The organism is Streptomyces cucumeris, assembly GCF_024295805.1.
GTDB classification, from domain to species: Bacteria; Actinomycetota; Actinomycetes; order Streptomycetales; family Streptomycetaceae; genus Streptomyces; species Streptomyces cucumeris.
The window spans coordinates 47,992-56,092 of sequence record NZ_JANCLX010000046.1 but is presented as its reverse complement, the minus strand read 5'-3'; the positions used below and the strand labels follow the sequence as shown (position 1 = coordinate 56,092).

The following is an 8,101-nucleotide window of genomic DNA, read 5'->3' as shown; positions in this document are numbered from 1 at the left end:
TGTACTCCTGGGGATGCCAAGTGCACCACGGGTGAGCCGATCGATGTGGCCACCGGTGAGATGGTCATGTCCGCCACCGATGTCAGCCTTCCCGGGGCGCTGCCCCTGGTGCTGGAGCGGCACTATGTCTCCGGTCATCCGTGTGGGGGCTGGTTCGGGCGGACCTGGGCGGGCACGCTGGACCAGCGGCTGGAGATCGATGACGCGGGCCTGGTCTTCATCGCCGAGGACGGCATGATCCTGGCCTACCCGGTGCCCGAGCCCGGTGTTCCCACCTTTCCCGCCGCCGGGCCCCGCTGGCCGCTGTGCTGGGACGGCAAACCGGACGGCACCTTCACCGTCACCGCCCCCGAGCATCATCGGATGCTGCATTTCGCGCCGCTGCCGGGGGGCGGGCGGGAGCTGGTGCTGACCGCGGTCACCGACCGCAGCGGCGAGGGCGACCGCATCACCATCAGCTACAACACACACGGTGCGCCGGTGGAGGTCGGTCATTCCGGTGGCTACCGGATCGCGGTCGACACCGATGCGGAACTGTCGCGTATCACCGCGCTGCGCCTGCTCCACGGTGAGGAGCACCAGCGCAGCACCACGCTGGTGGCCTTCGGCTACGACGCCGCCGGGAACCTGTCGGAGATCGTCAATTCCACGGGGCGGCCGTTGCGTTACCGGTATGACGAGCGGCATCGGATGACGTCGTGGACGGACCGCAACGGCACCACCTACGCCCATGTCTATGACCACCGTGGCCGGGTGCTGCGCGGGATCGGCCCCGAGGGGATCCTCTCGGGCCGTCTGCACTACGACGATGAGGGCCGTACCACCCGCTACACCGACTCCCTGGGCAACACCACCACCTACCTGCGCAACGACGCCTACAAGGTGATCGCCGAGACCGATCCGCTGGGGAACACCACCCGCACCGAATGGGACACCCACAACCGCCACCCCATCGCCGTCACCGACCCCCTGGGGCACACCACCCGCTACCGCTATGACGACCAGGACCGCCTGACCGCCATCGAACGCCCCGACGGCACCACGGCGGAAGCGGTCTACGACGGCCAGGGGCATCCCACCGAGATCCGCGAGCCGGGCGGCGCCGTATGGCGCCACACCTACAACGACCGCGGGGACCGCACCTCCACCACCGACCCCACCGGCGCCACCACCCACTACACCTACAACACCCTCGGCCATCTGACCTCGATCACCGACGCCCTGGGCCACACCACCGAAGCACGCCGGGGCCCACACGGCCGGATCACCGCCGTCACCGACCGACTCGGACAGACCACCCGCCACGGCTGGACCATCGAAGGCAAACCCGCCTGGCGCCAAACCCCCGACGGCGCCCGCGAAACGTGGCAGTGGGACACCGAAGGCAACCTCGCCCGCCACACCGATGCCGCCGGACACACCACCACCCACACCCACACCCACTTCGACCGGCCCGCCACCCGCACCGACCCCGACGGCGCGCACTACGCCTTCGCCTATGACACCGAACTGCGCCTGACCACCGTCACCAACCCCCAGGGCCACCAGTGGTCCTACGACTACGACCCGGCGGGCCGCCTGGTCGCGGAGACCGATTTCAACGGCGCCACCCGCAGCTACACCTTCGACACCGCGGGCCGGCTCACCGCCCGCACCAACGCCCTCGGCCACACCCTCCGCTACACCCTCGACCCGGCCGGGAATGTGGTCGACCAGCTCGACGAGACCACCGGCGCGGTGACGACGTACGCCTACGACGCCACCGGCGCCCTGTGCCACGCGGCCAACGCGGACGCGGAAGTGACCCTGGAGCGCGATGCGGTGGGCCGTGTACTCAGCGAGGCGGTCAACGGTCGAAGATCCACCTACGGCTATGACGCGACCGGCAACCGCACCCACCGCACCACGCCCTCGGGCCTGACCTCCACCTGGACGTACGACACGACGGGCCTGCCGGCCACGCTCACCACGGCCGGGCGGACCCTCGCCTTCACCTATGACGCGGAAGGCCGTGAGACCCGGCGCACCGAGGGAGACATCACCCTGGCGCAGACCTGGGACACGGCGGGCCGGCTGACGGCACAGCGCGTCTCCACCTCGCCCGGGGATCTGCTCCAGCACCGCGCCTACGCCTACCGGCCGGACGGCTATGTCACCGAGATCCGCGAACTCACCACCGGCACCCGCCACTTCTCCCTGGACACCGTGGGACGGGTGACGGGCGTCCAGGCGCACGGCTGGACGGAGAAGTACGCCTACGACCCGGCGGGCAACCAGATCCACGCCACCGCGCCGGAGCACCCGGCACCGGGTGAGCACACCTACCAGGGCACGCTCACCCGGCGGGCGGGCCGGACCGCTTATGAGCACGACGCGGCGGGCCGGCTGATCAGCAGGACCCGCAAGCCGCTCAACGGCCAGGCTCTCACCTGGACCTACACCTGGGACGCACAGGACCGGCTCGTCAAGGCGACCACTCCGCAGGGCGAGGAGTGGACGTACGCCTACGATCCGCTGGGCCGCCGTGTCTCCAAGACCGGTCCGGACGGAACCGCCCTCACCTTCACCTGGGACAGCGACCGGCTGGCCGAACAGGCCGCCTCCGACGGCGCGACCTCCACCTGGGAGTACTCCCCCGGCACCCACCGCCCGCTGTCCCAGACCGATCAGGAGCTGGGCTCCACCCGGTTCCACACCGTCGTCACCGATCCGATCGGCACCCCCACCGAGCTGATCACGCCCGACGGCGACCTGGCCTGGCAGCACCGGACCACCCTGTGGGGCGCCCCGCTCCCCGGCCCGGCCGACGCCACCGCCTGCCCGCTCCGGTTCCCCGGCCAGTACGCCGACCCCGAAACGGGTCTGCACTACAACTACTTCCGCTACTACGACCCCGAAACCGCCCGCTACATCACCCCGGACCCCCTCGGTCTCGACCCCGCGCCCAACCACCACGCCTACATCCCCAACCCGCACTCATGGGCCGACCCCCTGGGCCTCGCGGGAGGGAACGGCAACAAGATGCCGCTCAACTTGGGTGAGGGCTACCGGGGAAGGCTCGACCCGGTCCCCGAAGGGCCGCGCGGCACCGATTTCGAAATCCATGTCTACGATAAGCGTGGACGAGAGGTCGGACTCTTCGGCAGCAACGGCTTCTTCAACAAGCACGGAACGAAGGCCGACGATGTCGTGGTGCCCCCACGGGTGGAAGACGCGCTGAAGGGCACGGCCATCAAATTCATGCGCAAAGAAGGACGCCTCGGCGACAAGGGGACCGAAGACCTTTCCGGGGATAAATGGAAACGTCCGCGGCTGGCCGCGGAGGGAAACGGATGCAAGAAATGAAGTACGTCACGGTGGACTGGGACCCCGAGTACTCGGGGTTCAACATCAACCCCGCCCCCTATCTGGAAGCCCTCCCGGACCTGCTCACATCACTGCCTCCCGGCGCCCGTGGCTTCGCCTCCGAGGAAACGCACTACAGTTTCAGCAGCCTCAGGTGCGTCAAGGATCTGCAACTCGCCGAGATCACCACTCCGGTGAACAAGGGCGATGCGCTGTCCATTCGGTTCGCGCCGAACGAGTGGAAGCACGAAGAGGGACTGCTGATCCGGTACTTCGGGGTCACCCGTTTCCAGCTCGACTTCAAGCGGGAGGCCGACTGGATGAGCGATGAGGCGGTGCTCATCGATGAAATCCTGCCGCGCGACGGCGGCTGCTCCCACGAGATCGAGCTGACCGATTCCCGGATCCACGTCGATTGCGAGGACCTGACGGCGATCTGGGGCTGAGGACGCTCCGGCTCCGGGAGCGGCACAGCACCGCCGTGCCGCTCCCGGAGCGCGGTCAGGACAGATGCTCGGCCAGCACCTCGGCGAGATGGCGGGACGGGCGGTCGGTGAGGTGGCCGAGCTGGGTGCGGCAGGAGAAGCCGTCCGCCAGCACCTCGGCGTCCTCCCCGGCGGCCCGCACCGAGGGCATGAGCTGCTCCTCGGCACAGCTCACCGAGATGTCGTAATGGCCCTTCTCGAAGCCGAAGTTGCCCGCCAGACCGCAGCAGCCGCCGCTCAGCTCCCCGGTCAGCCCGGCCCGTTCGCGCAGCCGCCGTTCGGCCCCGTCACCGAGGACGGCGTGCTGGTGGCAGTGGGTCTGGCCGACGACCGGTCGGTCGACCACAGGGGGCGACCAGTCCGGGGCGTGGTCCTCCAGGGCCTGGGCGAAGGTGGTGACGGAGTCGGCGAGCCGGGCGGCGCGCGGATCGGAGCCCAGGAGTTCGGGGAGGTCGGTGCGCAGGGCCGCGGTGCAGCTCGGTTCCAGGCCGACCACCGGGAGCCCGGCGTCCAGGGCCGGGGCCATCACATCCAGGGTGCGGCGCATCACCGCGCGGGCGCGGTCGAGCTGACCGGTGGAGACCCAGGTCAGCCCGCAGCACACGGGCTTGGGCGGCACCACCACCCGTAGCCCGGCCGCCTCCAGTACGGCGACCGAGGCCCGGCCGGCCGACGGGGACAGATAGTTGGTGAAGGTGTCCGGCCACAGCACCACGGTCCGGCCGGTGTCCGGGCCCGGCCCGGCCGTCCGTACCCGGTCGCGCCACCAGCGGGTGAAGGGCTCACGGGCCAGCTCGGGGATGTCGCGCTCCGGGGCGATCCCGCCCGCGCGCTTGGCCAGGGCGGCCAGCGGGGCCACGCCCGACAGCGCGTTGGCCACCGGTGCCGCCCGCAGGGCCGCACCGGCCCGCAGCCACACCGGCAGCCAGCCCATCGCGTAGTGCGCGGCGGGCCGCACCCGCCCCTCGTAGTGGTGGTGCAGGAACTCCGCCTTGTAGGTGGCCATGTCCACCCCGACCGGGCAGTCGCTGCGGCAGCCCTTGCAGGACAGGCACAGGTCGAGCGCGTCATGCACCTCCTGGGAGCGCCAGCCGTCGCGCACCACCTCGCCCGCGAGCATCTCGTGCAGCAGCCGGGCGCGGCCGCGGGTGGAGTGCCGCTCCTCGCCCGTCGCACGGTACGAGGGGCACATCACGCTCGCGCCGGACACCGACTCGTTGCGGCACTTGGCGACGCCGACGCAGCGCCGCACCGCGGCCGAGAAGTCGCCGCCGTCGTGCGGATAGCCGAACTCGACGTCGACCGGGCGGCGTGGCAGCGAGTCGAAGCGCAGATCCTGGTCGAGGCGGCGGGGGCGGGCGAGGACCCCGGGGTTGAGGCCGCCCGCCGGGTCCCACAGGTCCTTGAAGCGGTGGAAGAGCCCGACCATCTCCTCGCCGTACATCCGCGGCAGCAGTTCGGCGCGCGCCAGCCCGTCGCCGTGCTCGCCGGAGAGCGAACCGCCGTGGGTGACGACGAGGTCGGCGAGGTCGGTGGAGAAGTCGCGGAAGACCCGCACCCCGGCCTCGCTCAGCAGGTCGAAGTCGATCCGGACGTGGATGCAGCCGTCACCGAAGTGACCGTACGGCGTGCCGCGCAGGCCGTGCTGGGTCAGCAGGCCGCGGAAGTCGCGCAGATACGGGCCGAGCCGGGCGGGCGGCACGGCGCAGTCCTCCCAGCCCGGCCACGCCTCGCTGCCGTCGGGCATCCGGGTGGCGGTCCCCGAGGCGTCCTCGCGCACCCGCCACAGCGCGCGCTGCCCGGCCGGGTCGGCGACGACGGTGTGGTCGGTGGTGGCGGTCCCCGCGGCGCGGGCGATCTCCCCGGCGCGGGCGTACGCCTCCTCCCGCGATCCGCCGCCGACCTCCACGAACAGCCATGCGCCGCCCTTGGGCAGCCCGGACGCCCCGGTCACCAGGTCGGCGGCCATCCCCTCGACGGTCAGCGGCCCGTACGGCAGCAGGGTGTGCGCGGCCTCGGCCGCCGCGCTCTCGTCGGGGTAGCCCAGCACGGCCAGCGCACGGGCGCTCGGCGCCTCGACCAGCCGGACGGTGGCCTCGGTCAGCACCCCGAGGGTGCCCTCGCTGCCGGTGAGGGCGCGGGCCACGTCGGCGTTCCTCTCCGGCAGCAGCTCGTCCAGCGCGTAGCCGGAGATCCGGCGGGGCAGCTCGGGGAAGCCGGTGCGCAGCCGGGCCAGGTTCTCCCCGGCCAGCGCGCGCATCCCGTCGCGCAGCCGGGCGGGCAGCCCGTCCAGGCCCTGGGCGGCGCGCACCCGCTCACCGCCGTAGGTGAGGACGTCGAGTGCGTGCACATTGTCGGCGGTGGTGCCCCAGGCCACCGAATGGGAGCCGCAGGAGTTGTTGCCGATCATGCCGCCGAGGGTGCAGCGGCTGTGGGTGGAGGGATCGGGGCCGAAGGTCAGTCCGTGGGCGGAGGCGGCCGTGCGCAGATCGTCGAGGATCACCCCGGGCTGGACGACGGCGGTCCGCGCCTCCGGGTCGAGCGCGAGGATGCCGCGCATATGGCGGGTGAAGTCCAGGACGACGCCGAGCCCGGTGGCCTGCCCGGCGATCGAGGTGCCGGCGCCGCGGGCGACGACCGGCACGCTTCGCTCCCGGCAGACGGCCAGCACCGCCGCCACATCGTCCGCGTCCCGTGGCGCGACCACCCCGGCGGGCACCCGCCGGTAGTTCGACGCGTCCATGGTCATCAGTGCCCGGCTCGCCGTGTCGAAGGAGACGTCCCCGTTGACGGCTCGCCGCAAAGCACGCTCCAGTTCGCCTGCCTCGTGATCAGCCATGCCCCCATGGTCCATGCCGGGGGCCGCGAAGAGAATGTTCAATTCCGATCGGATCCGGGTTCGTTCGGGGAACGCCCCCGTGACCCGGCGCTTCCGGTGCCGACGACACGCGGACGGGGGCGTCAACAGGGTGTGGACACCCGCGTCAATAGCATGTGGACCGGTTGTCTCATCCGCTGGACTCCGGGCGGGGGCGCGGCCCCCGACGGACTAGGCTGCGGTCGTGGCTGAGATCCGGATTCCCGCTGACATCAAGCCCGCCGACGGTCGTTTCGGCTCGGGCCCCTCCAAGGTGCGCACCGAGGCGCTCAGCGCCCTGGCCGCCACCGGCGCCTCCCTCCTGGGCACCTCCCACCGCCAGCCCCCGGTCAAGAACCTGGTCGGCTCGGTGCGCGACGGGGTGCGCGAGCTGTTCCAGCTCCCCGAGGGGTACGAGGTCATCCTCGGCAACGGCGGCTCCACCGCGTTCTGGGACATCGCGACGCACGGTCTGATCGACTCGCGGTCCCAGCACCTGTCCTTCGGCGAGTTCTCCTCGAAGTTCGCCAAGGCCGCCAAGCTGGCACCGTGGCTGGAGGAGCCCAGCGTCATCTCCTCCGACCCCGGCACCCACCCGGAGGCCGTGGCCGAGGCCGGGGTGGACGTCTACGCCCTCACCCACAACGAGACCTCCACCGGTGTCGCCATGCCGGTCCGCCGGGTGGCCGGGGCCGACGAGGGCTCACTGGTGCTGGTCGACGCGACCTCGGGCGCGGGCGGTCTGCCGGTCGACATCGCCGAGACCGACGTCTACTACTTCGCCCCGCAGAAGTCCTTCGCGGCCGACGGCGGGCTGTGGATCGGCGTCTTCTCCCCCGCCGCGCTGGAGCGCGCCGCCCGGATCCACGGGTCCGGCCGTCATGTGCCGGAGTTCTTCTCGCTGCCGACCGCGATCGACAACTCGCTGAAGAACCAGACCTACAACACCCCGGCGCTGGCCACGCTCTTCCTGCTCAACGACCAGCTCGAGTGGATGAACGGCCAGGGCGGCCTGGACTGGGCGGTGCGGCGCACCGCGGCCTCCTCGCGCGCGCTGTACGGCTGGGCCGAGGAGTCCAAGTTCGCCACCCCGTTCGTGACCGACCCGGCCAAGCGCTCGCAGGTCGTCGGCACGATCGACTTCAACGAGGACATCGACGCCGCCGCGATCGCCAAGGCGCTGCGGGCCAACGGCATCGTGGACACCGACCCGTACCGCAAGCTGGGCCGCAACCAGCTCCGGGTGGCGATGTTCCCGGCGGTGGACCCGGCCGATGTCGAGGCGCTGACCGCCTGCGTGGACTACGTCATCGAGCAGCTCTGACCCACATCGCGGGAAAGGGGTCCGGGGGGGCGGCCGCGGGGCCCCGGCCCCGGGGGGGATTGTGGACGGGGGGGTGGGGGCGCGGGGGCG

4 protein-coding genes are annotated in these 8,101 nt (G+C 71.6%); 3 read left to right on the top strand and 1 reads right to left on the bottom strand.

What is annotated here, in order from left to right:
• Positions 1–3,345 (top strand): DUF6531 domain-containing protein (locus tag NMK44_RS38275; protein WP_254752167.1); only part of this gene is annotated, 3,345 nt, incomplete at its 5' end.
• Positions 3,333–3,791: a hypothetical protein gene (locus tag NMK44_RS38270; RefSeq protein WP_254752165.1), complete on the top strand. Its 459-nt coding sequence runs from the start codon at positions 3,333–3,335 to the stop codon at positions 3,789–3,791. The genes NMK44_RS38275 and NMK44_RS38270, both read left to right, overlap by 13 nt.
• 55 nt (positions 3,792–3,846) lie before the next feature.
• On the opposite strand, the gene NMK44_RS38265 is transcribed toward NMK44_RS38270, so the two are convergent.
• A complete protein-coding gene (locus NMK44_RS38265) occupies positions 3,847–6,669 on the bottom strand; it encodes an FAD-binding and (Fe-S)-binding domain-containing protein (RefSeq protein ID WP_254752163.1) in 2,823 nt (940 codons plus the stop codon).
• A 223-nt stretch (positions 6,670–6,892) separates the two neighbouring features.
• Here NMK44_RS38265 and serC point away from each other — a divergent pair, with 223 nt between their 5' ends.
• Positions 6,893–8,011: a phosphoserine transaminase gene (gene serC, locus NMK44_RS38260; RefSeq protein ID WP_254752161.1), complete on the top strand. Its 1,119-nt coding sequence runs from the start codon at positions 6,893–6,895 to the stop codon at positions 8,009–8,011.
• Positions 8,012–8,101: the final 90 nt, after the last annotated feature.

Excerpts from the sequence above, each read along its gene's own strand:
- NMK44_RS38265 (WP_254752163.1), bottom strand. The coding sequence starts at position 6,669 with ATGGCTGATCACGAGGCAGGCGAACTGGAGCGTGCTTTGCGGCGAGCC.
- NMK44_RS38270 (WP_254752165.1), top strand. The coding sequence starts at position 3,333 with ATGCAAGAAATGAAGTACGTCACGGTGGACTGGGACCCCGAGTACTCG.